The 21,364-nt window shown below is 52.7% G+C and carries 24 protein-coding genes; 2 read left to right on the forward strand and 22 right to left on the reverse strand.

What is annotated here, in order from left to right:
• Nucleotides 1-19 precede the first annotated feature (19 nt).
• The 18 genes from aroA to prsW all read right to left on the reverse strand — a co-directional run bounded on the left by aroA (nucleotide 20) and on the right by prsW (nucleotide 15,161).
• Complete coding sequence (gene aroA / locus BJU60_RS03070; RefSeq protein WP_070327428.1) at nucleotides 20-1,270, reverse strand: 3-phosphoshikimate 1-carboxyvinyltransferase; 1,251 nt, start codon at nucleotides 1,268-1,270, stop codon at nucleotides 20-22.
• The gene (locus BJU60_RS03075) at nucleotides 1,270-2,319 is read right to left on the reverse strand and encodes a 3-dehydroquinate synthase (RefSeq protein WP_070327429.1); all 1,050 of its coding nucleotides are present in this window, start codon (nucleotides 2,317-2,319) and stop codon (nucleotides 1,270-1,272) included. Before BJU60_RS03075 ends, aroA begins: the two co-directional genes overlap by 1 nt.
• Nucleotides 2,313-3,476 (reverse strand): chorismate synthase, encoded by a 1,164-nt coding sequence (gene aroC / locus BJU60_RS03080; protein WP_070327430.1) that lies wholly within the window; start codon nucleotides 3,474-3,476, stop codon nucleotides 2,313-2,315. The genes BJU60_RS03075 and aroC overlap by 7 nt, the downstream gene beginning before the upstream one ends.
• Nucleotides 3,477-3,486: 10 nt before the next feature.
• Complete coding sequence (locus BJU60_RS03085) at nucleotides 3,487-4,266, reverse strand: CheR family methyltransferase (RefSeq protein ID WP_070327943.1); 780 nt, start codon at nucleotides 4,264-4,266, stop codon at nucleotides 3,487-3,489.
• 116 nt (nucleotides 4,267-4,382) lie between these two features.
• Complete coding sequence (gene ndk, locus BJU60_RS03090; protein WP_070327431.1) at nucleotides 4,383-4,799, reverse strand: nucleoside-diphosphate kinase; 417 nt, start codon at nucleotides 4,797-4,799, stop codon at nucleotides 4,383-4,385.
• 91 nt (nucleotides 4,800-4,890) lie between these two features.
• Complete coding sequence (locus tag BJU60_RS03095) at nucleotides 4,891-5,826, reverse strand: polyprenyl synthetase family protein (protein ID WP_254281628.1); 936 nt, start codon at nucleotides 5,824-5,826, stop codon at nucleotides 4,891-4,893.
• A gap of 30 nt (nucleotides 5,827-5,856) precedes the next feature.
• Nucleotides 5,857-6,558: a demethylmenaquinone methyltransferase gene (locus tag BJU60_RS03100; RefSeq protein ID WP_035386712.1), complete on the reverse strand. Its 702-nt coding sequence runs from the start codon at nucleotides 6,556-6,558 to the stop codon at nucleotides 5,857-5,859.
• Nucleotides 6,559-6,578: 20 nt separating this feature from the next.
• Entirely contained in the window at nucleotides 6,579-7,151 is a 573-nt protein-coding gene (locus BJU60_RS03105; protein ID WP_070327433.1) for a heptaprenyl diphosphate synthase component 1, read from the reverse strand.
• A gap of 127 nt (nucleotides 7,152-7,278) precedes the next feature.
• Nucleotides 7,279-7,554: an HU family DNA-binding protein gene (locus BJU60_RS03110; RefSeq protein WP_198010937.1), complete on the reverse strand. Its 276-nt coding sequence runs from the start codon at nucleotides 7,552-7,554 to the stop codon at nucleotides 7,279-7,281.
• A gap of 107 nt (nucleotides 7,555-7,661) precedes the next feature.
• Nucleotides 7,662-8,363 carry a hypothetical protein gene (locus BJU60_RS03115; protein WP_141737224.1) on the reverse strand — a complete coding sequence of 234 codons (702 nt, stop codon included), beginning with the start codon at nucleotides 8,361-8,363 and terminating at the stop codon, nucleotides 7,662-7,664.
• Between the two features lie 12 nt (nucleotides 8,364-8,375).
• Nucleotides 8,376-8,555, reverse strand: coding sequence for a DUF2768 domain-containing protein (locus BJU60_RS03120; protein WP_233589594.1), 180 nt, complete (start codon nucleotides 8,553-8,555; stop codon nucleotides 8,376-8,378).
• A gap of 116 nt (nucleotides 8,556-8,671) precedes the next feature.
• Entirely contained in the window at nucleotides 8,672-9,700 is a 1,029-nt protein-coding gene (locus BJU60_RS03125; RefSeq protein WP_070327436.1) for an NAD(P)H-dependent glycerol-3-phosphate dehydrogenase, read from the reverse strand.
• Nucleotides 9,701-9,717: 17 nt separating this feature from the next.
• Nucleotides 9,718-11,028, reverse strand: a complete 1,311-nt coding sequence (gene der / locus BJU60_RS03130; RefSeq protein WP_035386714.1) for a ribosome biogenesis GTPase Der — start codon at nucleotides 11,026-11,028, stop codon at nucleotides 9,718-9,720.
• A gap of 129 nt (nucleotides 11,029-11,157) precedes the next feature.
• Nucleotides 11,158-12,306 (reverse strand): 30S ribosomal protein S1, encoded by a 1,149-nt coding sequence (gene rpsA / locus BJU60_RS03135; protein ID WP_070327437.1) that lies wholly within the window; start codon nucleotides 12,304-12,306, stop codon nucleotides 11,158-11,160.
• A 141-nt stretch (nucleotides 12,307-12,447) separates the two neighbouring features.
• Nucleotides 12,448-13,071 carry a lysophospholipid acyltransferase family protein gene (locus BJU60_RS03140; protein ID WP_070327438.1) on the reverse strand — a complete coding sequence of 208 codons (624 nt, stop codon included), beginning with the start codon at nucleotides 13,069-13,071 and terminating at the stop codon, nucleotides 12,448-12,450.
• Nucleotides 13,068-13,745, reverse strand: coding sequence for a (d)CMP kinase (gene cmk, locus BJU60_RS03145; RefSeq protein WP_070327439.1), 678 nt, complete (start codon nucleotides 13,743-13,745; stop codon nucleotides 13,068-13,070). The genes BJU60_RS03140 and cmk overlap by 4 nt, the downstream gene beginning before the upstream one ends.
• A gap of 74 nt (nucleotides 13,746-13,819) precedes the next feature.
• On the reverse strand, nucleotides 13,820-14,485 hold the full coding sequence (locus tag BJU60_RS03150; protein ID WP_070327440.1) for a flagellar brake protein: 666 nt from the start codon (nucleotides 14,483-14,485) through the stop codon (nucleotides 13,820-13,822).
• A 19-nt stretch (nucleotides 14,486-14,504) separates the two neighbouring features.
• Nucleotides 14,505-15,161 (reverse strand): glutamic-type intramembrane protease PrsW, encoded by a 657-nt coding sequence (gene prsW, locus BJU60_RS03155; RefSeq protein WP_070327441.1) that lies wholly within the window; start codon nucleotides 15,159-15,161, stop codon nucleotides 14,505-14,507.
• A gap of 108 nt (nucleotides 15,162-15,269) precedes the next feature.
• Between prsW and BJU60_RS03160 the strand changes: the two genes are divergently transcribed.
• Together BJU60_RS03160 and BJU60_RS03165 are read left to right on the forward strand one after the other, a co-directional pair.
• A complete protein-coding gene (locus BJU60_RS03160) occupies nucleotides 15,270-16,241 on the forward strand; it encodes an asparaginase (protein WP_070327442.1) in 972 nt (323 codons plus the stop codon).
• A 28-nt stretch (nucleotides 16,242-16,269) separates the two neighbouring features.
• Entirely contained in the window at nucleotides 16,270-17,280 is a 1,011-nt protein-coding gene (locus tag BJU60_RS03165) for a YpdA family putative bacillithiol disulfide reductase (RefSeq protein ID WP_070327443.1), read from the forward strand.
• A 76-nt stretch (nucleotides 17,281-17,356) separates the two neighbouring features.
• On the opposite strand, the gene BJU60_RS03170 is transcribed toward BJU60_RS03165, so the two are convergent.
• The 4 genes from BJU60_RS03170 to BJU60_RS03185 form a co-directional block, all read right to left on the reverse strand.
• Nucleotides 17,357-18,625, reverse strand: a complete 1,269-nt coding sequence (locus BJU60_RS03170; protein WP_070327444.1) for a Glu/Leu/Phe/Val family dehydrogenase — start codon at nucleotides 18,623-18,625, stop codon at nucleotides 17,357-17,359.
• A 147-nt stretch (nucleotides 18,626-18,772) separates the two neighbouring features.
• Nucleotides 18,773-19,690, reverse strand: coding sequence for a D-alanine--D-alanine ligase (locus BJU60_RS03175; RefSeq protein WP_070327445.1), 918 nt, complete (start codon nucleotides 19,688-19,690; stop codon nucleotides 18,773-18,775).
• A 96-nt stretch (nucleotides 19,691-19,786) separates the two neighbouring features.
• Nucleotides 19,787-20,368, reverse strand: a complete 582-nt coding sequence (locus BJU60_RS03180) for an adaptor protein MecA (RefSeq protein ID WP_070327446.1) — start codon at nucleotides 20,366-20,368, stop codon at nucleotides 19,787-19,789.
• A gap of 60 nt (nucleotides 20,369-20,428) precedes the next feature.
• Nucleotides 20,429-21,286, reverse strand: coding sequence for a MerR family transcriptional regulator (locus BJU60_RS03185; protein WP_070327447.1), 858 nt, complete (start codon nucleotides 21,284-21,286; stop codon nucleotides 20,429-20,431).
• Nucleotides 21,287-21,364 lie beyond the last annotated feature (78 nt).

Consider the following 21,364-nt stretch of genomic DNA (forward strand, 5'->3'; position numbering starts at 1 on the left):
CCACTTTCAGGTATTGCCGTTATTCTATCTCACGACCGAGCCGTTGTAAATCGTCACGAAAATGAGGGTAACTGATTTCAGAGGCTTCGATCCCGTCAATGACGACGGGTTCGTCGATCAGTAAAGCTGCCACTTGTAGCATCATCGATAGACGATGGTCCGAATGTGAGGACACATGACCAGCCTGAAGCCGGCTCGGGAAAACGCTGAACCCGTCTTCGGTCTCGCGGATATCGACACCGAGCGCCGCGAGTTCGCTCGCAACCGTCTTGATCCGATCGGTCTCTTTCACACGCAGTTCACCCGCATCCTTTACGACTGACGGGCTCGATGCCTGCGACGCGACGAGAGCGAAGAGCGGGAGTTCATCGATTTGTCGTGGGATTGCCTCGCCTTCGAGCGTCACCCCTCGAAGTTCGCTCGTCGTCACCGTCACATCTCCGACCGTCTCTTCTCCGAGGGGTCGCAGCCGAGTGATTTCGACGTTCGCCCCCATGCGCTCAAGTGTTCGTAAAAAGCCGATTCTCGTCTCGTTCAAACAGACGTCGGTCGTCGTCACACGGCTGTTTGGGACGATGGCGGCCCCAGCCCAGAAGAAAGCAGCCGACGACGGGTCGGCTGGCACGTCGACCGTCGCCCCGTCGAGGTGACTTGGCGATAGCCGGATCGTCCGCACGCCATCTTCGTTCGTGATCTCGACGCGTCCACCAAACAGTGGCAACATCCGTTCCGTATGGTCGCGTGACAGCATCGGTTCCCGGACAATCGTCGTCCCGTCAGCGCGAAGACCGGCCAATAGGACAGCCGACTTCACTTGCGCGCTCGCGACCGGTAACGTGTAATCAATCCCGCTCAAGCGCCGCCCCTTGATTCGAACAGGGGCGAATTCGCCGTCGATGTCGGCCCCCATCTGTCGAAGCGGTTCAGTGATGCGACGCATCGGCCGTTTCGAGAGCGAGTCGTCTCCGACGAGCGTGAACTCACCCGAGTACCCGGAGACGAGACCCGAGAGCAGGCGCATCGTCGTCCCCGAATTCCCGCAGTCAAGCGTGGCCGGAACGACTGACGCGACACCTTCGATCCGGAGCCGCTCGTCGAGTTCTTCGACGCTTGCCCCGAGACTACGGACCGCATCGATCGTCGAACGGCAATCTGCCCCAAGGAGCGGATTCATGACGACCGTCTCCCCGCTCGCTATCGCACCGAATAAGATCGCGCGGTGCGTGATCGACTTATCACTCGGTACGCGAATCAATCCATTCAACCCCATCAGAACCACCCTTTCAACTGTATGTATGCTTCAGCAAGCCGCTCGGACGGCACCGCCTCAACGGTAGCCGCTTCACCGAGCAACACGAAACGGACTTGTCCATCCCGATTTTTCTTATCGAGCCCCATCACCGTCAAATACGTCTCGAACGGTTTCCATTCAACCGGGCTGACGCGGCGCGCCCGCATCCAAGCGGCGAGCTTACTGGCCCGATTCGTGTCTCCTCCGACGAGAAAGGCGTATACCATGCCGTACAGCACCGCCTCCCCGTGCGACAGCCGATACCGTTCGACCGACTCTAAAGCGTGCCCGAACGTATGACCAAAATTGAGCCACGCCCGGACACCGTGTTCCCGTTCGTCTGCCTCGACGACGACACGTTTCACTTCAATCCCGCGCGCAAGCCACATTTCCCAGTCTAGCGCACCACCGGACAACGCCTGAAACAGTTCGTCCTCGAATGAAGCAGTGAGGACGTAACGTGACAAGTAAGCATGTTTAATCAACTCACCGAGCCCGCTCAAGACGTCACGATTGCTCAGCGTCTCGAGACGGGACACGTTATAATGCACACCGATCGGTTGATAAAACGCACCGATCGCATTTTTAGACAACGGGTGGTTGACGGCGACTTTGCCACCGATCGCTGAATCATGGGCGAGCACCGTCGTCGGTACTTGGATGTAACGGACCCCTCGCATATACACACTCGCGAGAAAACCGGCCAAGTCCCCGATCATGCCCCCACCAAAAGCGACGACGAGCGTGTCGCGGTCACACCGTGCGGTCAACCCGTCTGTCACGAGGTTTTCAACGGTCTCGAGTGATTTCGAGCCGTCACCCGGCGTGACGACCGACCAAACGATCTGCGGATGAATGTCGGCTAGACGTTGTTTGAACACTTTACCGTGTAGCGCATCCACCGTCCGGTCTGTAATGACCCATACCGTCGAGCAGTCCGTGAAATAATCCACGCGGTCCAACCAGGCGTCGCTGTGCTCAATCGACACGTCATAAGGGACTGATGCGTCAACATGAATCGTCACCACGACCGGATTTCCTCACGATACGACTCGACCCGCGACTGAATTCGTTTGACGGTGTCGTGTCCGAACGTCTCACACAATTCACGCGCGAGTTCGAACGCGACGACCGCCTCGACGACGAGTGACGCAGCCGGGACGGCACAAGCGTCACTTCGTTCGATTTGAGCGAGGAACGGCTGTTTCGTATCGATATCGACCGATTGCAGCGGTTTGTAGAGCGTCGGAATCGGCTTCATCACGGCACTGCAGACGATCGGCATCCCGGTCGTCATCCCTCCTTCAAAACCGCCTAAATGGTTGCTCAGTCTCGTATACCCGGACTCGTCATAGGCGATCGGGTCCATTACTTCCGATCCTGGACGATACGCCATGTCAAATCCATCGCCAAAGGCAACCCCTTTGATGGCGTTGACGCTCATGACGGCGCGGGCGATGGCCGCATCGAGCTTGCGATCATATTGAACGTAAGAACCTAACCCTGGGATGACGCCATGCACTTCGGTGCAGACGACGCCACCGAGCGAATCCCCGGCCGCTTTCGCTTCATCAATCAAACGCATCATCGCTTCACCGGACGTTTCGTCAGTCGTGCGTACAGGTGACGCTTCGATGACGGTCCGAAGTTCTTCGAGTGCTGCGTAGTGCTTCGGCGCGGACTCGATGCCGCCGATCACTTTCACATAGCTAACGAGCGACATGCCGACTGCGTCGAGCAACTGCTTGCTGAGCGCACCGACAGCGACGCGGGCCGCCGTCTCCCGGGCACTCGAACGTTCGAGCACGTCCCGAAGGTCTCGGTGGTCATACTTGAGACCGCCGACAAGGTCAGCATGTCCCGGACGAGGCCGCACGACCCGGCGCTTGATTTCAAACTCGTCGTCGACCGGCTCTGCCTGCATGACGTTCCGCCAATGCGCATGGTCTTTGTTTTCAATCCAAAACGAAACAGGGGCTCCGGTCGTCATCCCATGACGAACCCCAGCCCTCACCTCGATTTTGTCTGATTCAATTTGCATTCGGCGTCCACGGCCGTAGCCCGACTGACGTTTCGCCAACTCGCTGTTGATTGCCTCGACGTCGACGCTTAAGCCGGCCGGGACTCCTTCGATGATGACGGTCAATCCCGGTCCGTGTGACTCTCCCGCTGTCAAATAACGCATATGCGCCACCTCACTCCTCAAATTTTTCGTAGAAGAAACTTTGTTTCATCTTGTATCCGTAACGCTTCGGCTGGAAGATTTGTTCAGTCCCTCCGACGAAGAGGACCCCGCCCGGACGAAGCGAGCGGTGGAACGACTTGTACACTTTCTCTTTCGCCTCTTCCGTAAAGTAAATCAAAACGTTTCTACAGACGATCAAGTCAAAGTTACGTTCGTAGACGTCAGCGAGCAAGTTGTGCTTTTTGAACGTCACGAGTTTTTTAATCTCGTCCGAGACAAAATAGTCGTCATCTCGACGGGTGAAATAACGATCTCGAAACTCAGGCGGCAAATCGACGAGCGCCCGTTCATGATACTTGCCTTGTTTCGCTTTTTCGATCACCAAGTCATCTAGGTCAGTCGCTGTGATCGTGAACTGGGCGGGTGACAAATGCTTCGACAATAACATCGCAAGTGAATACGGTTCTTCTCCCGTCGAACAAGCCGCGCTCCAGACCCGGAGTTTCCCTTGGCTTCTCCGAATGAGCTCAGGCAAAACGTCCGTCTCGAGCTGTTGCCAGCGGACCGGGTTTCGATAAAACTCACTAACGTTGATCGTCATCCGGTCTAAAAATTCGTCGTACAAACCTCGGTCTGACTCCATCGCTTTAAAATACTCGATAAATGTGGCGTAGCCCTTCTTCTCGCGGAGCGCGACCATTCGTCTTTTCATTTGTGCCTCTTTGTATAAATTCAAGTCGATTCCAGACTTTAAATAAAACTTTTTTACGAAGATCGCATAATCATTTATCACCAGTTCTAACCTCAATTCTTTCTCTTATCCTAGATCATGTCGTGTCCGAACATACGAAAGCGCTTTAATGCAAATAGAAAAAGGGACAGGAGGCCCCGTCCCTTTTATCGTCATCAAACGTGTGATGTTTCAGTGGCGAACCAGAGCGATAATTCTCTCTCGGCACTTTCCACGCTGTCTGAACCATGGATGACGTTTTGTGACATTGTCGAGGCCAAGTCGCCACGAATCGTTCCCGGCTGCGCGTCGAGTGGGTTCGTCTTGCCAATCATCAACCGAGACACGGCGACGACGTTCTCGCCTTCCCACTCCATCGCGACGACCGGACCTGACGTCAAGAATGCGACGAGTTCTCCAAAGAACGGTTTTTCCTTATGTTCCGCATAGTGCGATTCTGCAACCTCAACTGACGGCGTCAGCATTTCGAGACGGTTCAACGTGTACCCTTTGTTCTCGAAACGTGTGATGATTTCCCCAATCAAACCACGCTTCACCCCGTCAGGTTTTACCATTAAAAATGTCTTTTCCATACCCCTAGTCCCCCTAAATCAATATGTGTACCATGTACTTTATCAGTTTACACGGTCATCTTCATTTTTGAAAGGGTTTACAAGGTGTGAACTACCATTTTCGTTTGCCGATATATTCGGCAATCTCAATCAACGACCGTTTGTCTTGAATATCCGGCAGTGAATCGAGTCGCTGAATCGCTCGGTTCACGTAACGGTCGATCGTGCGTTGACTTCGTTCAAGCGTTCCGTTCCGTTGCACTTCGCGGACGAGCGTCCGGGTCATCTCATCGTTCGAGGCGTTCGTGACTTGCTGCAACCGCTCATAAAACACAGGATCTTCTGATGAATAGAAGAGCGGCAATGTTTTATGCCCATGCTTCAAATCTTCACCGACGGGCTTACCGAGTTGAAAACTCTTCGCCGTGAAATCGAGCAAATCATCCGTCATCTGAAACGCCATCCCGATATCGTAGCCGAACAACCGAAGTTGTTTGACGACGTCAGGTGACGCCCCGGAGACGACGGCCCCGGCCGCGCAACTCGTCTCGATCAAGAGTGCCGTCTTCCGGGCGATCCGGTCCAAGTACCGCTTCGGGGATTGCGCCCAGTCATATTGGTCTTGAATTTGATTGATCTCGCCGATACAGATCAGTTCCATCGTCTCCGCCATGATTTGCATCACTTCCGGGGAATCGACTTCGGACACGAGCCGAATCGCTTCCCCGAACAACGTATTACCGGTATACATGGCGACGCTCTCGTTATAACGTTCCATCACGGTCGGTTTTCCGCGGCGCAGCGTCGCGTCATCGATCACATCATCGTGAACGAGCGACGCCATATGAATCAGCTCGAGGCTGGCCGCAACTTTCGTCAGACGGATATCATTCCCAGTCCCAAATCCGGCACTGAGCAATACGAACGCCGGACGGATCCGCTTCCCCCCGGCATCTAACAGTTGTTTCGATGCGGCTTCGATCACCGGATGCTCCGTGTGGACCCGCGTCGACAAAAACCGATCAATCTGTTCGATTTCTCGGTTCATGTGGCGATAAAGTCGCTTTAAAGACATCGTTCACCACTTCTTTCCTAGGTGCATGGCGCACGCACCACCGGAAAACGCCTTGACTTCGACTTGCTCGAACCCGGCTTCTTCAAACATGCGCTTTAACGTCAACCGGTCGGGGAACTGATCCGTCGATTCTTGCAGCCACTTGTATTGATCATACGACCCGGCAAACACTTTGCCGAATAGCGGCATGACTGAACCAAAGTAAAATTTATAGAGCCCGCTGAATAGTGGTGCCGTCGGTTGGCTCGTCTCGAGACAGACCACGGTCCCGCCCGGTTTTAAGACGCGATGCATCTCCCGGAGGACCGTCATATAATCCGGTACGTTCCGAAGACCAAATCCGATCGTCACATAGTCGAATGAATGATCTCCGAACGGCAACTCCATCGCGTTCCCGTGAATGAGTTCGATCATCGGATAATCAGCCACTTTCTCGTGTCCGACAGCGAGCATATTTTCAGAAAAATCGAGTCCTTTGACGACCCCGGTGTTTCCGGCCGCCTCGGCGAGTTGAATCGTCCAATCGGCCGTCCCGCAGCAAACGTCCAAACATTTTGCGCCGGGGAACACTTGCATGCGCCGCATTGTCGCTCTGCGCCACCATTTATGCAGACGGAAACTGATGATCGAGTTCATCGTATCGTAGCTTGGCGAGATCGTTTGAAATACTTCATATACTTTTTGCTCTTTCTCTTTCGGTTGCAACACGTAACACCCTTTCCGTTCTAAGCGACAGCATGCTCGAGTAGTGTCGATAGCTGTTCTCTTTTTTCTTGGCGCAGTTCTGTTGCCTTCTGTTCGATGATTTCTTTCCCGTACGATGTCAAATAAGATTGACCTAGCAGTTCGGAAAACGTTTTGATTAATCCGAAGTTCGCTTCCATCCACGTCACAACAGCGACGTCCGTCCCCAAGGCGAGTGTGCACTTCGCACCGTTCACAAGCTGCACGGTTCGACCGAAACGGTTGCTATAGTCCGCTGGAAACATCGCCAATATTTTATAAAATTGAGCCGAGGCGTAATCTCCGGCGAGCACTTTAAGTTGCCGTTCAAGGGACCCGTTCGGGCACTCCTTCACTTGATCGTGCAGCTCGAGTGCTTGATGGGCAAAATAAGTCGCGAGCACGAGCTGTCGATGTTGATGCGATTCGAGTTCAATCATGTCGATCATCCAACGAAGTAAAGGCATGTCGACTGCGGGTACAATCTCGTGTCTCGTCAAATACGGATGAGTCATACGTTGTTCGATTTGACGAGCAAGGTCGGTGACAACGCTTTCGTTTGTCAACTGTTCCATGCTATCCCCCCTCGTCCTCTTCGTTGTCATTCTGACATAGTATAGCACATTTTTGTCACATTCACGCCATGTGAACTTGCTTTCAACTACAAAAAAAGCCGCCTCTCGGCGACTTATGTATTGCTCATTATTTGACCGCATCTTTAAGCGCTTTACCTGCTTTGAAGGCAGGAACTTTGCTTGCAGGGATTTCGATATCTTCTTTCGTACGTGGGTTGCGACCTTTACGGGCAGCACGTTCACGAACTTCAAAAGTACCAAAACCGATCAATTGAATTTTCTCACCGCTTTGGAGTGCTTCAGTGATTGATTCAAACGTTGCTTCTACGATTTTCGTTGCGTCTTTTTTAGACACATCTGCTTTCTCGACAACTGCGTTGATCAATTCAGTTTTGTTCATCACGATTCACCTCCTCTCACAGAGAGTTTACGGGATTAATCATATCGTACAAACGTTGATATGACAACATTTTTTAAGCGAAAAGGTCATAAGCGGACACCTTGCTCGACTCAATTGTTTAAAAAATCGACCTCACCTTGGTCATTAATCGTATACCCTTGCGAATAAGCCGGAGCGAACGGTGAGTCATCGTAGAGCAAATAACGAATATCCTCTCCTACTTTCGGCTCGGCATCCGTGTTCTCGAGCACGGCTTCGATGTCAGCCCGGTAATCGACGAACAATTGACCAGTCCCATCCACATAGATCGGCAACTCGTTTTCCGTGTATGGGCTCGGGATGAACGGTTCTTCGGAGACGAAAACGAGGTCGTAATCGATCGTAAACTGATTCTTGCCGAGCGAACCTTTGAACGGATATTTCCCTTCTTTGACTCGGAACGAGTTGATATTCGTCTGCAGTTGTTGGAGGCGCTCGGTCACCCGCAAGTCAATCAGTTTGACCGTCGGCTCTGTCTCGGCGTCGACAAGGACGTATAAGAACAAGCCGCCCCCTTCGAAGCTGTTTGCCGGCGGATCTGCCAAATAACCAGGGACGAGGCGGCTAAACTCGATCGGGTAACGTTCCATCAGCGGCGTCTCGGCCGGCTTTGTTTTGATCGGTAAGACACCGGTCGTCTCTTTGAACGAGTCGACCGCCGTCTGGACCGATTGCAACTGGTCCTCATAAGGCACGTTGTCGACCCGATTTGTTTCCGGGAACATACATCCGGCGAGCAGCGTCGCCGCCGCCAAACTGACGGCTAAAAACATTCGTTTCACGGTTTACCCTCCTGTCGGTCCAGAAGCGACCACATAAATCATAATGATCGTTCCGAATAGAAAAATCACGAATGCGACGACTCGAATGAGCACCGCAAACCAGCCTGAAAGTTTCGTGTGGCTGACTGCCACCATGAGCGCAGCGACGGCAAACGCCCCAATCCCCGCAAATGAAATCCACATCTTGATGAGTGACGGTGTCACGTCTATCCCCTCGACTTTCTCTATAAATCTTACTCCGTAATTTAGTGTAGCAAAAAAAACAAAGGAACTGAACGAAAACGTCAGTTCCTTTGCTGTTATCCGCCCTCGAAATGGAAAACTTCTTCCATTTCATGTTTTTGTGGGCGTCTCATCAACTTTTTCACTTCATCATGCGGACTTTTTCCTTCGAATAGCACGTTGTAGAGCGCTTCCGTGATCGGCATGTCGACGCCGGCTTCGCGGGCAAGTGTATGCGCCGCTTCACAGGCACGCACACCTTCGACGACCATACCCATCTGATCGAGTACGTCTTCAAGCTTCTCCCCACGTCCGATGGCGTTACCAGCTCGCCAGTTTCGGCTGTGCTGTGACGTCGCGGTCACGATCAGATCACCGATCCCGGTCAAGCCCGAGAACGAGGCCGGGTTGGCGCCGAGTTTGACACCGAGCCGAGCGATCTCGACGATGCCGCGCGTCATGAGGGCAGCTTTCGCATTGTCGCCGTATCCGAGCCCGTCCGTCATCCCGGCGGCAAGGGCGATAATGTTTTTAAGCGCGCCCCCGTATTCCGCTCCGATGACGTCAGAGTTCAAATAGACCCGGAACTGATCATTTGTGAGCAGTTCTTGAATCTCATCAGCGACAAATAAATCCTCACACGCGATCGTGATCGTCGTCGGTTTGCGGACGGCCACTTCCTCGGCGTGGGTCGGGCCTGTCAATACACCGATGGCTCGACGTTTTGACGGATCGATCTCTTCAGCGATGATCTCAGACAACCGCTTATGCGTCTTCGGTTCGATCCCTTTTGCGGCATGAACGATCGTGACCGGTTCCGTGAGCAAATCGTTCACTTCACGGGAAACCGGACGAATCGCCGAGCTCGGGACGACGAGGAAAATGATCGAGCAATTTAGAACCGCCTCTTTCAAATCGGTCGTTGCCCGGATCGACGCCGGAAGCGGCACATCTTTCAAGTAAGTCGAATTCGTATGCGACGTGTTGATCTCATGGACGTGATCTTCCTCACGTCCGTAGAGCACGACGTCGTGTCCATTGTCAGCGAGGACGAGCGATAATGCCGTTCCCCAGCTTCCTGCACCAATGACAGCTACTTTTGCCATGTGAGGCACCCCCATTACTAGTTTTTCTGACGAGCCACGATGTGAATCGGTGTACCAGTAAAGTCAAATGCGCGGCGAATCTGGTTATCTAGATAACGTTTGTACGAGAAGTGAAGCAACTCGGGATCGTTGACGAACAACACGAACGTCGGTGGCTCGATCGCCACTTGCGTCGCATAGTTGATCTTGAGTCGTTGTCCTTTGTCCGTTGGTGTCGGGTTCATCGCGACCGCGTCGACGATGACATCGTTCAACACGCTCGTCGAAATACGCTGACGGTGCGATTCGGCAACTTGATTGATGACAGGAAGAAGCGTTTGCAACCGCTTCGACGTGAGTGCCGATAAGAATACGATTGGCGCGTAGTCGAGGAATAGGAATTCCTTGCGGATCTTCTCTTCCATCTTCTTCATCGTCTTGTCGTCTTTCTCGACAGCGTCCCATTTGTTGACGACGAGCACGATCGCTTTCCCTGCTTCGTGGGCAAGTCCTGCGACGCGTTTGTCTTGCTCGATGATGCCTTCTTCGCCGTCGATGACGACGAGGACGACGTTCGAGCGTTCAATCGCCTTTTGGGCACGCATGACACTATAACGTTCTGTCGATTCGTACACTTTGCCGCGCTTACGCATACCGGCCGTATCGATGATGACGTACTCTTGGCCGTCACGTGTGAACGGTGTATCGATCGCATCGCGCGTCGTTCCGGCGATCGCCGAGACGATAACACGTTCTTCACCGAGAATAGCGTTCGTCAAACTCGATTTCCCGACGTTCGGGCGTCCGATGAGCGAGAACTGAATGACATCTTCGTTGTATTCGTAATCGTCTTTGTCCGGCGCGAGTTCGAGGACACGATCTAACAGATCGCCAAGACCGAGTCCGTGTGTTCCCGAAATCGGGAACGGGTCGCCAAACCCGAGCGAGTAGAACTCATACATGAGTTCACGCATCTCGAAGTTATCGACTTTGTTGACGGCAAGCACGATCGGCTTGTTCGAACGGAACAACAAGTTCGCGACTTCTTCATCCGCTGCCGTGATTCCTTCACGACCGTTTACCATGAAGACGATGACGTCCGCCTCATCGATCGCGAGTTCGGCTTGATGACGCATCTGAACGAGAAGCGGCTCATCGCCGACCTCGATCCCGCCTGTGTCGATCAAATGAAACTTTCGGTTCAACCACTCACCCGTACCGTAAATACGGTCGCGTGTAACTCCCGGTTTATCATCGACGATCGATACGCGATCACCGATGATCCGGTTGAAAATCGTGGATTTCCCAATATTCGGGCGGCCTACGATGGCCACTGCTGGAATTCCCATATAAACACCTCTTTAACTTTCATTCAAAAAATTATCGTTCTTATTTGCAACTGTACAATTATAGCACAGTCGAATATTAGTGACCATACAAAAAGAAGCGGGAGTATGACTCCCGCTTGAACGACCGTCTTATTTAGAATCGTCCGAGGCGTTTTCACCTGTCAGTTCAGATACAGAGAATCCGCCTTGATCGCTATATTCGTCAAGCAGCGACTGCTCTTCATCATCGCGTGAACCGTCTTCTGATTCGAGGGCACGCATCGACAATGAGATTTTCTTCTCATCGAGATGGACGTCAAGCACTTTCACTTTCACTTCTTGTCCTTCAGACAAGACTTCAGATGGCGTCGCGATGTGTCGGTTCGCAATCTGAGAAATGTGGAGTAACCCTTCGACTTGCGGGGCGACTTCGACGAACGCACCAAACGTGACGATACGTTTGACTTTCCCCGCGATCACGTCCCCAGGTTGAATCTTGCCTTCAACCGATTCCCACGGTCCCGGTTGCGTCTCTTTGATCGACAATTTCACTTTTTCATTGTCGAGGTCAAGACCAAGTACTTTCACTTTCACTTTGTCACCTTCTGTGACGACATCACTCGGTTTTTCAACACGACTATGAGCCATCTCAGAAATATGGACGAGACCGTCGACGCCGCCGATATCGACGAACGCACCAAAGTCAGTTAGACGTTGGACGGTTCCTTCGATAATTTGACCGACCTCGAGCGATTCAAGCGTTTCCGCCTTCTTCGCACTCATCTCTGCCTCTGCCACCGCTTTATGCGACAAGATGACGCGATTTTTTTCGCGGTCCATCTCGACGACTTTAACCGTAATCGGCTTATGCAAGTATGATGAGAAATCTTCGACGAAGTGGTTTTCTACGAGTGAAGCCGGAATAAAGCCGCGGATGCCGATATCGACGACAAGACCGCCTTTGACCTTATCTTTCACCATGACTTCAAATACTTCGCCCGATTCGAATTTTTCAACGATTTGATCCCAAGCTGCCTCGGCATCTACGTCTTTCTTCGATACGACAACCTCTTCATCCGTGACCTTTTTCACTTTGACACGGATTTCGTCGTTGACATGGAGTGATTCGTTTAAATCGTCTAAATGCATGCTTGATACTTCGCTGATTGGCAAAATCGCCTCGGTTTTGTAACCGATATCAATTAACGCTTGCTTGTCCTCGATTTTGACGACGATACCGGTCACGATTTGACCTCGATTAATTTCAAAATCAGGCATATCTTTCATTTCTTCGACCATTCCAACACTACCCCCTCACGATGAGTACAAAAAGGAGCGCCCTAAGGCGCTTAACACCTAGTATAAACTTCTTATAATTCGACAGATTTGTCAAGGTGTTATCAGGTTTGTTCCTCTCATTGCAACAGATTAAACCTGAAATTAGCGAACGTTCTGTGAATGGGTCATGTACAGTTCGGCGATTGTCGCCATGATCAAATCGGCGGCGTCTTGGGCACTCGCTTTGTCCGCTTTCAGTTGCGAGAAGTCGATCGGCTTGCCGATGACGACCTTCAACTTCGAACGGAACTTGTATTTACCGATGATCGCGATCGGAAGGACGGAAGCGTTTGAACGGAGGGCAAAAAAACCGACACCCGCCTGCGCCTTACCGAGCGATCCGTCTTTCGAACGGGTCCCTTCCGGAAAGATCGAGATGACCTCGTCCTCTTTCAACTTCTGAAGAACAGTACGCAGCGCTTGACGGTCTCCTTCCCCGCGTGACACCGGGATTTGCCCGGAGCGTGTCAAAATCCGTTTTAAAACCGGGACATCGAACAGCTCTTTTTTTGCAAAAAAACGAATTGGCCGTTGCTTCGGCATGGCACTGGCCAACAAGACGGGGTCCCAGTTCGACTGGTGGTTCGAACAGACGATGATCGAGCCGTCCTCAGGTACATTCTCACGACCGACATATTCGACGCGGAAGCTGAGCAGACGCATGATTCGAACGACGCCGACCGTTAACCGATACATCCCGAACGGACCGTTGTTGAGCGGCTTCATCGTCCAACCACCTGTTCCATGAGCTGTTCAACAGCCGTGACGACACCATCGATCGACAAATGGGTCGTATCGAGGAAGTGGGCGTCATCCGCTTGACGGAGTGGAGCGACGACGCGCTCTGAGTCCCGCTTATCACGCAAGGCGATCTCTTGTTTCAATTGTTCAAAATCGCTCGGAAGACCTTTTGACACGTTCTCCTCGTGGCGACGACGGGCACGTTCCTCGACGGTCGCGGTCATGAACACTTTCAAGTCTGCCTCAGGCAATACGTGCGTCCCGATGTCACGACCGTCCATGACGATGCCGCCGTCCCGAGCCAAGTCCCGTTGTAAATCCATAAGTGCGTCCCGGACCTCAGGCTGTCTTGCGACAAAACTGACGTTGTTCGTCACTTCACTCGTCCGAATGACTTCGGTCACTTCCTCGTCACCGTCAAACACGCGTTGCCCGCTCTCGCTCGGGACGAGACGTAACTCCATCTTGCCGATCATCTCAGCGAGGGCGGGGCCGTCTTCTAATCCGACGTGTTGCTCGAGCGCGCGATATGTGACAGCCCGGTAGATTGCCCCGGTATCGATATACACGTAACCTAACTTTTTAGCGAGCGTTTTAGCGATCGTGCTCTTGCCGGCTCCTGCCGGCCCATCTAATGCGATTTGTAGCGGTTTAGTCATAAAAATTGGGTATCGGCTCATTCCGATACCCACCTCCTCTCGGTCGTTTGTTCCGAGAACATCATACCAGTTTTTTAACGTGAAGAAAATACGGAGCCGGTCCGTTTTCTGGCTTCGAGCTGGGCCCGGAAACAATAACGTAAAATCGTCTCCTGATCACGAGGCGTCAAATCCTCAAAACAAAGTGACAGCTCGTGCTTAACGGCCTGCTCTTGAACCCGGACGAGACGGCTCTTGACGCGGAACGTCTGGGGCGTCCCTCGCTCGTCCTCGATCCGGAATACGACGATGACCGACTCATCGACGTCGACCGGCGAACGGTTCGCCACGACACGCATCCCGCCGGCCGACACGTCTAGTGACGTCGTCTCGAATGACGGAAACGCTTCGCCGTCTGCCGCGAGCACCGTCACGTTGATCATCTCGGGCACGCGCAAGTACTCGCGACGTTGGACGCGCTTGATTTTTTTCTCATCCGGCAAGTTAAACGCATAGCGAAGCGTCAGCTGGGCGTCACTGATCCGTTTCGTGACGACTGAATCGAAAGCGTACAGTTGATCTTCGCCTTTGAAAAAGTACAAACGCATCGGTTCATCCTCATGCAAAAAAAACGTCTTTAGCGTCGCAATCTCGCTCGGAGATTCGATCCAGACGACACCGCCGTTAATGGCAGCGATTTTCGTCTTCCCTTCGTTTCTCCCTTCAACTTCAACTCGTAACTCTTGACCAACTTTTAACATGAACCCGTTCCCCTTTTATCTATTTGTATTGACGACGATTTGATCGATTTGCAGTGCGGACGAGCAAGAGCGCGACCATCCATAGAATGACGATATAGAGCACGGCCGGCACCTTATTCGTCGATTCAACGAGTAAAATATAGTCAAACATTCCGTGTAGCAACGTTGCCGACATGACAGCGGTGAACAGCCAAAACCGTTCATGCGCGGAGTGTTTGGCCCGACCGAGACAAAAGCCCATCGCCACGGCGAAGAGCGCATGGCCGCTCACCGGCAAGACGGCTCGCCAAATCGCAATCTCGAGCGAGTCATAAACCCACAAGTATAGAAAATTCTCCAACGTGGCAAAGCCGAGTGAACAGGCGACCGCATAGAGAATCCCGTCGTAGTAATCATCAAAAACTTTATGTATGTATATTGTATAATAGATCATGAACCATTTAAAAAATTCTTCTAATAGAGCGGTGGCGACGAACGCTTGCCAAAACGGGCCGACAAGGACCCCTTCTTCCACAAACGCATATTGGACGAACATGATCGGAAAGACAAGAATGGCACCGGCGACAAACGAACGAATCACATAGCCGAGCGGTTCCGCTTCCAACTCATGCCGTAAATAGAAGTAGGAAAGAAGGGCGAATCCTGGCGCAACCGCAGACAAGGCGATTGCAATCATGATGCATCTCTCCTTTCTATCGTTAAGCATACACTGAATAAGCCGAAAGAAAAAGTAGCTAACGCCTAGAAAATGGAAGAAAAGGACAAAAAAAGTTGGAGGTCGACTATGAATCATCTATTACTCATCCATACCGGCGGCACGATCGCGATGTCGCAGACCGGTTCGGGCCACGTCTCACCAAGTGAGGTCAATCCGATTGACGCGACGTTGCCGAAAGCGACCGACATCGCAAAAATTACGACGAAGCACTTCTCAAACATTCCGTCTCCTCATATGACGCCCGAGAAGATGCTCGAGCTCGCCCAGTTCATCGCGCAGCAGTTGACGCAAGACACGTACGACGGCGTCGTCATCACCCACGGGACCGACACGCTCGAGGAGACGGCGTACTTCCTGCAGATCACGCTCGGTGCCCCCGTACCGATCGTCTTGACAGGGGCGATGCGCTCTTCGAACGAGATCGGGTCGGACGGCGAGTTCAATCTCATCACGGCGCTCCGGGTCGCAAGGAGCGAAGCCGCACGTGGCAAAGGGGTGCTCGTCGTCTTCAACGGCGAAATCCACTCGGCGTTCAACGTCACGAAGACGCACACTTCTTCCGTCGACACGTTCAAATCGGTCCACTTCGGAAACGTCGGGATGGTGACGAAGGACCACGTCCTCATCTACAGCCAACCGACAACGAGACAGCCGAAGATGATTCCAGCGATCACGAAACGGGTCGCCGTGTTGAAAGTTGTCGCCGGCATGGAACCTGACTTGCTAGAAGCCGTGCTCGACCTCGGCTACGACGGGCTCGTCCTCGAAGTGCTCGGTCAAGGAAACGTTCCACCGTCGATCGTCCCGGCACTCGAACGACTCGTCGACCACATCCCGGTCGTCATCGTCAGCCGCTGTTTTAACGGTATCGTTCAAGACGTGTACGGGTATGAGGGCGGCGGTAAACAACTGAAAGAGATGGGCATCATCTTCTCGAACGGTCTCAATTCGCAAAAAGCACGGCTCCGCCTTCTCGTCGAGCTCGAATCAGGCTCATCGCAACCGGTCATGGAACACAGCTTCAGCTTCCAGCAGTGACTTGCCATCTCAGCTTTCGTTCCATACAATGAGGGATGAGGTGATTTCATTGGACAAACACGCGATCATTGTCGGCGCCGGCCCGTGCGGCCTGTCGGCGGCAATCGAATTAGAACGGGTCGGTATCTCGTGCACGATCATCGAACGAGGCAACATCGTCGATGCGATTTACCGCTATCCGACCCATCAGACGTTTTTCTCATCAGCCACTTTGCTTGAAATCGGGGATATCCCGTTCATCTGTAAAGACTTAAAACCACATCGCCAAGACGCGCTCGTCTATTATCGTGAAGTCGTGAGCCGGACCGGGCTTGTCGTCAAACCGTTCGAGACGGTCGAATCGGTCGACCGTCGTGCCGACAAATTCATCGTCCGGTCCCGTCACGACCGCCACGGCGTCACAGAACGCCTTGCCGACTTCGTCGTTCTCGCGACCGGGTACTACGGACGGCCCCGCAAGTTAGACGTCCCGGGAGAAGAACTTCCGCACGTGACCCATTATTTCAAAGAAGCACATCCGTTTTATCGGCAACACGTCACCGTCATCGGCGGAAAGAACTCGGCGGTCGATGCGGCCATCGAACTCGAGAAAGCCGGGGCATACGTCACGGTGCTCTACCGCGGTGACGGCTATAGCCCATCGGTCAAACCATGGGTACTACCCGCTTTCGACTCCCTCGTTCGTCATGAAAAAGTACGTCTTGAGCTCGAGGCCGAGATCATTCGCATCGAACAGGACCATGTCGTCTATCGACAACATGGCGAAGAGAAACGGGTCGCAACGGACCACGTCCTCGCCATGACCGGTTACTTGCCTGACCACGGGCTGTTCTCGGCAGCCGGTGTGCTCGTCGACGACGAGACCGGCATCCCGCAGTTTGATGAGGCGACGTATGAGACAAACGTCGATAACCTGTTCATCGCCGGCGTCGTCGCGGCCGGGAACGATGCCAACAAAATCTTCATCGAAAACGGCCGTTTTCACGGCCAAGCGATCGCCGAAGCGCTTCGGGAGCGCATCGGTGTGACATCGTCATAAACTTGTTCAACTAAAATGAGGAAGGACCCGACTGCGGGTCCTTCCTCATTTTGCGATGTTCATCGGCAAGTCGCTATCACACCCAGCCACGGAAGCGTGAGGCCTCCGCCATTTTACGGACACCGACCATATAGGCAGCGAGACGCATGTCGACTTTCCGGGCTGATGACGTGTTGTATACCGTATTGAACGAATGGACGAGCACTTTTTCAAGCTTCGTTTCGACTTCTTCTTCCGTCCAGTAATAACCTTGATTGTTTTGGACCCATTCGAAGTAAGAGACTGTCACGCCACCGCTTGAAGCGAGGACGTCAGGGACGAGCAAGATGCCGCGTTCTGTCAAAATACGCGTCGCTTCGTTCGTCGTCGGTCCGTTCGCCGCCTCGACGATGATCGACGCTTTGATGTTATCGGCGTTATCTTCAGTGATCTGGTTCTCGATCGCGGCCGGGACTAAAATGTCACAGTCGAGCTCGAGCATCTCTTTGTTCGAAATCGTGTTTTTGAACAGTGTCGAGATCGTCCCGAACGAGTCGCGTCGATCGAGCAAATACGGGATGTCAAGTCCGTTCTCATCATAGATCGCGCCATACGCGTCACTGACAGCGATGACTTTCGCTCCCACGTCGTGCATGAACTTCGATAAGAAGCTGCCGGCGTTTCCAAATCCTTGGACGACGACGCGCGCGCCTTTCAACTCGATCCCACGGCGAAGCGACGCCTCCCGGATCATGATGGCGACACCTTTTGCCGTCGCCGTCTCGCGACCGTGTGAACCACCGAGCACGAGCGGCTTACCGGTGATGAAGCCCGGTGAGTTGAATTCATCGATACGGCTGTACTCATCCATCATCCATGCCATGATCTGCGAGTTCGTAAACACGTCAGGCGCCGGGATATCTTTGGTCGGACCTACGATTTGGCTGATCGCCCGGACGTAGCCGCGGCTCAACCGTTCGATTTCACGGAAACTCATCTCACGCGGATCGCAAACGATGCCCCCTTTACCGCCACCGTAAGGAAGGTCGACGATACCGGCCTTCAGGCTCATCCATATCGACAGCGCCTTGACTTCTACTTCCGTCACGCTCGGGTGGAAGCGAATCCCACCTTTCGTCGGGCCGACAGCATCGTTATGTTGCGCCCGATAGCCAGTGAAGATCTTCGTCGAACCGTCGTCCATGCGGACAGGGATACGCACGGTCAACATCCGAAGCGGCTCTTTCAACAGCTCGTACATCTCTTCTGGATAACCGAGTTTCTCGAGCGCCTCGTGGACAACTTCCTGTGTCGATTCAAGGATGTTTTTTCGTTTTTGATGACCTTTTTCTTGATCCGTAATCATGAAGGTTTCCTCCCCTAAATTGTCAATTCTCCCCCAAGAATCAACCTCGTATTCGTTTAAAAGTATAGCCGATAAGCAAGCATTTTGAAAGGGTTTTACAAAAATAATGAAAGCGTTTTCTAAAAAGCGGAGAAGGGGAATCCCTTCTTATTTTTCTAAGGCGAGCGCGATGAAACGCTCTAGCAATTCACCGTAAGAAATACCGGCGACGTTCGCACTGTCCGGGAACAGACTGAGCGGCGTCATCCCCGGGAGCGTGTTCGTCTCGAGGATGTAGGCCAATCCTTGCTCCGACACTAAGAAATCAGAACGTGAATAGCCGCTGCAGCCGAGGGCACGGTGCGCCTCAATCGCGGCCGCTTGCACTTCTTTCGTCAACGCCTCCGGCAACTCCGCCGGACAGACGTGAATCGACCCGCCTTCCGAATACTTAGACTCGTAGTCGTAAAATTCATTCTTCGGGATGATCTCGATGACCGGGAGGGCGTGCTCGTTCCCACGGTTGCCGAGCACCGGAACGGTCAGCTCACGACCTTTGATGTACTGTTCGACCAACACGGCCGTATCACATTGGAACGCCTTGGCGATGCCCGCGCGTAGCATCGACTCGTCGGTCGCGATCGTCAGTCCGTTCGAAGAGCCTTCTTGCGCCGGTTTGACGACGCAAGGAAACTCGCCGCCCCATTCGGCCACTTTCAAATCGAGGTCATCCCCTGCTTGGACGAGGACGTCACGGGCGACACGAATACCTGAAGCGGCGAAAATGATTTTCGCGCGTGCCTTGTCCATCGCGAGAGCCGAAGCCAAGACGCCCGACCCTGTATAAGGGAGCTGCGCCATCTCGAGGAGCGACTGGACGCGACCGTCTTCTCCATACTTGCCGTGCAGGGCACTGACGACGACGTCTGCTTGAAGCGTCAATAACTCTTCAGCCCGATCCGGGTGAAAATCGATGGCCACGACTTCATGACCCCGTGCCTCTAACGCTTCGATCATACCTTTACCACTCGTAAGCGACACTTCACGCTCACCCGATACTCCACCATATAAAACAGCGACTTTCATCATATCTCTCCTTCAGCTAACTTCTCAAAAATTCAAGTTTTATCATACCATGTGTCAGCTGAAAACAATAGAAACAGAATAGTAAAAAAGCCGTACTTACGCGAACGTATCGTACAGCTGTTTCACTGCTTGTTCAGTTTGGATGGTCTTCCCGTACTCCATCATGAGATACGGGCTGACGGTCGTCGTCTTGCCATATTCAGACAGGATGGCGGCGAGCCGTTCCTCGACTTGCGGTTTGAGAACTTCTACAAAATGTAAGTAGTAGCGGCCGTCATAATGATAGAGTGCCCCACCTTGGTCGGTATCTTGCATATGCGGAAACGCACAAATCGACGCATTGATCACGTCTTCAATATCGTCAAACTGATAAATCAAATGGTGGATCACATCGATCGTCAAGCGAATCTCGACTTGTTCTTGATCCGACTCCGCGACGACCGCATCGACTTTTTGAACATCGATGACGAGTCCATCGCGTGGAAACATCGTCACATTCAAGTCGACAGCACCTTGCGGCATGAACCCATATTCGGCCTCGGCCGTTTCAAGCAATTCCCGCCATAGTTCTTGACCGCTCTCTCCGACAATCGTATCGATAGCGATCCCTCGAATCGATAAGTCGCTCGCAGTCAAGTATACCCTCAAATGTTCTTTTGTCTGTTTTTCAAATCTCAAACGAAAACCTCCAAAGAAAAATCATTCTACTTAATAAGCTACTCCCGTTTTGTCGACCTGTCAAATGGTTGACAACCACTCGTTCCAAGCTTCGGGCGTATCTCCTAGAAACGCTCCTTCAAATTGCGACGCTTGTTGACTGACGGCGTATCCACCCGCACCGATGACGAGGTCTGGATGCTCCGCTTGAATGTAACGCATCGCTTCTTGAAGATTGGCAATGTGCTCAGTCAACGTACATGAAAAGATTAAACATTTCGCGTCGATATCATGGAGCGCCATGCTCAAATCCTCTTTCGGGAACCCCGATCCGAGGAAAATGACGTCAAAGCCGTATTGTCTTAAATAGAGTGTCACGAACAAAAGGCCGATTTCATGCATCTCACCCGGGGCGCAGACGCAAATGATCCGGGGCAAAAATGGATTCATCGGCATTTGAAGAGACAACGTCGACAAGCGGGCTCGGAAAAAGGACGTCGCAAAGTGTTCGTGCGCGATCGTGACCTTCCCATTTTCCCAGCGCGTGCCGATATCCATCAGCAACGGGCTAATGATATCTTTCGTCACTTTTTCAAAACTGAACGTGTTGAAGGCACGGTTCATCAAATCGTGCGCTTTCCGTTCATCAAATTTGAGCAGCGCGTCCATTAATCCATCCTTCAATTCTTCGTCGTAGAGACGAGCAGGCTTCGGCTTCGGTGCCTCGTGAAGTTGCTGAATCGCTTGCGAGACGGTCAACCCTTCGCGTTGTTTTTCAACGACCCATTTGATTTTTTCGACGTCTTGGTCGGAATACAACCGGTGACCCGAATCGGTCCGACTCGGCTCGATAAACTGATAACGACGCTCCCAAGCCCGAATCGTCGTCGGGTTCACACCGGTCAGTGACGCGACCGTCTTGATGGAGTACTTCGGCATAGCAGCCCTCCTCTCCTACAGGTTCTTCCCTTTAAGTATAGACCCATCATTTCAGCTTTACCTGTTTTATTGTGCAAA

The sequence above is a fragment of the Exiguobacterium aurantiacum genome (genome assembly GCF_001766415.1).
GTDB classification, from domain to species: Bacteria; Bacillota; Bacilli; order Exiguobacteriales; family Exiguobacteriaceae; genus Exiguobacterium; species Exiguobacterium aurantiacum_A.

Coding starts and splice junctions, on each gene's coding strand:
- aroA (WP_070327428.1), bottom strand. CDS start 1,270: ATGGGGTTGAATGGATTGATTCGCGTACCGAGTGATAAGTCGATCACG.
- aroC (WP_070327430.1), bottom strand. CDS start 3,476: ATGCGTTATTTGACAGCGGGAGAGTCACACGGACCGGGATTGACCGTC.
- ndk (WP_070327431.1), bottom strand. CDS start 4,799: ATGGAAAAGACATTTTTAATGGTAAAACCTGACGGGGTGAAGCGTGGT.
- BJU60_RS03095 (WP_254281628.1), bottom strand. CDS start 5,826: ATGAACCGAGAAATCGAACAGATTGATCGGTTTTTGTCGACGCGGGTC.
- BJU60_RS03105 (WP_070327433.1), bottom strand. CDS start 7,151: ATGGAACAGTTGACAAACGAAAGCGTTGTCACCGACCTTGCTCGTCAA.
- BJU60_RS03115 (WP_141737224.1), bottom strand. CDS start 8,363: ATGTTTTTAGCCGTCAGTTTGGCGGCGGCGACGCTGCTCGCCGGATGT.
- BJU60_RS03120 (WP_233589594.1), bottom strand. CDS start 8,555: ATGTGGATTTCATTTGCGGGGATTGGGGCGTTTGCCGTCGCTGCGCTC.
- BJU60_RS03125 (WP_070327436.1), bottom strand. CDS start 9,700: ATGGCAAAAGTAGCTGTCATTGGTGCAGGAAGCTGGGGAACGGCATTA.
- der (WP_035386714.1), bottom strand. CDS start 11,028: ATGGGAATTCCAGCAGTGGCCATCGTAGGCCGCCCGAATATTGGGAAA.
- rpsA (WP_070327437.1), bottom strand. CDS start 12,306: ATGGTCGAAGAAATGAAAGATATGCCTGATTTTGAAATTAATCGAGGT.
- BJU60_RS03140 (WP_070327438.1), bottom strand. CDS start 13,071: ATGAAGCCGCTCAACAACGGTCCGTTCGGGATGTATCGGTTAACGGTC.
- cmk (WP_070327439.1), bottom strand. CDS start 13,745: ATGACTAAACCGCTACAAATCGCATTAGATGGGCCGGCAGGAGCCGGC.
- BJU60_RS03150 (WP_070327440.1), bottom strand. CDS start 14,485: ATGTTAAAAGTTGGTCAAGAGTTACGAGTTGAAGTTGAAGGGAGAAAC.
- prsW (WP_070327441.1), bottom strand. CDS start 15,161: ATGATTGCAATCGCCTTGTCTGCGGTTGCGCCAGGATTCGCCCTTCTT.
- BJU60_RS03160 (WP_070327442.1), top strand. CDS start 15,270: ATGAATCATCTATTACTCATCCATACCGGCGGCACGATCGCGATGTCG.
- BJU60_RS03165 (WP_070327443.1), top strand. CDS start 16,270: ATGAGGGATGAGGTGATTTCATTGGACAAACACGCGATCATTGTCGGC.
- BJU60_RS03170 (WP_070327444.1), bottom strand. CDS start 18,625: ATGATTACGGATCAAGAAAAAGGTCATCAAAAACGAAAAAACATCCTT.
- BJU60_RS03175 (WP_070327445.1), bottom strand. CDS start 19,690: ATGAAAGTCGCTGTTTTATATGGTGGAGTATCGGGTGAGCGTGAAGTG.
- BJU60_RS03185 (WP_070327447.1), bottom strand. CDS start 21,286: ATGCCGAAGTACTCCATCAAGACGGTCGCGTCACTGACCGGTGTGAAC.